At 31.1% G+C, this 1,451-nt stretch carries 1 protein-coding gene; it reads left to right on the top strand.

What is annotated here, in order from left to right:
* Window positions 1-155 precede the first annotated feature (155 nt).
* The gene (locus COZ07_RS02220; protein ID WP_406606966.1) at window positions 156-1,274 is read left to right on the top strand and encodes a Fic family protein; all 1,119 of its coding nucleotides are present in this window, start codon (window positions 156-158) and stop codon (window positions 1,272-1,274) included.
* The last annotated feature ends 177 nt before the right edge of the window (window positions 1,275-1,451 follow it).

Here is a 1,451-nt window from a genome sequence, read left to right as displayed (position 1 = left end):
TAAAAATTGATTATATTTCTATAATAATTAGAAAGTGATAATAATATATTTATTATTGACATTTATAATAATAAATGATAATATAAAATTGCAATTTAAAAAATATAAGATAATTATTTATAAAAATATATAAATAATTCTGGAGTAGTGATTTAATGTTTCAAGCTGGAACCTATAAACAACAATACGAATATAAGAGCTTTAGCCCTTCTTTTATTAATAAATCCTTCGAATGGAATGATAAACAGATAAATCTGCAATTAGAAGAAGCGATGTGGTATTTAGGGGAACTAAATGCTTATTCTACCTTAGTGCCAGATGTAGAGTTATTTATCAAAATGCATGTGGCAAAAGAAGCTACTACTTCCAGCCGAATAGAAGGAACCCGTACCAAGATAGATGAGGTAATTTTACCAGAGAAAGAAATTAGACCAGAAAAACGAGATGATTGGCTGGAAGTTCAAAACTATATTAAGGCAATGAATTTTGCTGTAAAAGAATTAGAAAAATTACCAATTTCCATTAGACTTATTAAAGAAACTCATCAAATACTTCTTTCTGGAGTAAGAGGAAAATATAAACTACCCGGAGAGATACGCAGAAGCCAAAATTGGATAGGTGGATCAAGTTTAAAGAATGCCTTTTTTATTCCCCCACATTATGAAGAATTACCAGAACTCTTAACTGATTTGGAAAAATTTTGGCATAATCGAAAGCTTTGCATACCTAATTTAATAAAGATCGCTATGAGTCATTATCAATTTGAAACCATTCATCCTTTTTTAGATGGCAATGGCAGAATCGGCAGGCTGTTGATTATTTTACAATTGATTGACTTAAAGGTATTACAAAAGCCAACCTTATATCTTTCTGATTTTTTTGAAAGACATAAAGGAGCTTATTATGATTCTCTAACCATAGCACGAACATCGAACAACCTAGAACAATGGGTTAATTTTTTCCTCACCGGAGTTATTGATACAGCCAAGAATGGAAAAGAAACTCTAAAATCAATTGTAGGTTTAGGTAAACAATATGAAGATAAAATAGTATCTCTTGGGCGTAAAATACCGATTGCCCAAAAATTATTATCATCTTTATTTTCTAACCCAGTGATTTCTATCAATCAAGCATCGGAACATTTGGAGATAGGCTTTGCTGCTGCTTCTCGCATAATTGCTGATTTTCAGCGATTAGGTTTACTCGAGGAAGTAACTGGCTTATCCAGAAATCGATTATTTATATTATCCGAATATATTACTTTATTTAAATAGATAATGATAGAGGAGACTTTTGTAATAGGTCAATAATTCGGTAACTTTTTCTAACTTTTTGTAAGGGATGATATATGCAAGTCCCACGTAAAAGGAACAGGGGACGGCAGGCCGTTCCTATTTACTATCTTTAAAACCCTTTATTTACAACAATGTCATTAACTTAAGGTGTACGTA

Origin of the sequence: Candidatus Infernicultor aquiphilus, assembly GCF_002784285.1 — a bacterium.
GTDB classification, from domain to species: Bacteria; Atribacterota; Phoenicimicrobiia; order Phoenicimicrobiales; family Phoenicimicrobiaceae; genus Infernicultor; species Infernicultor aquiphilus.
Note: the sequence above shows the minus strand (reverse complement) of the source record. Positions and strands in the feature narration are given on the sequence as shown.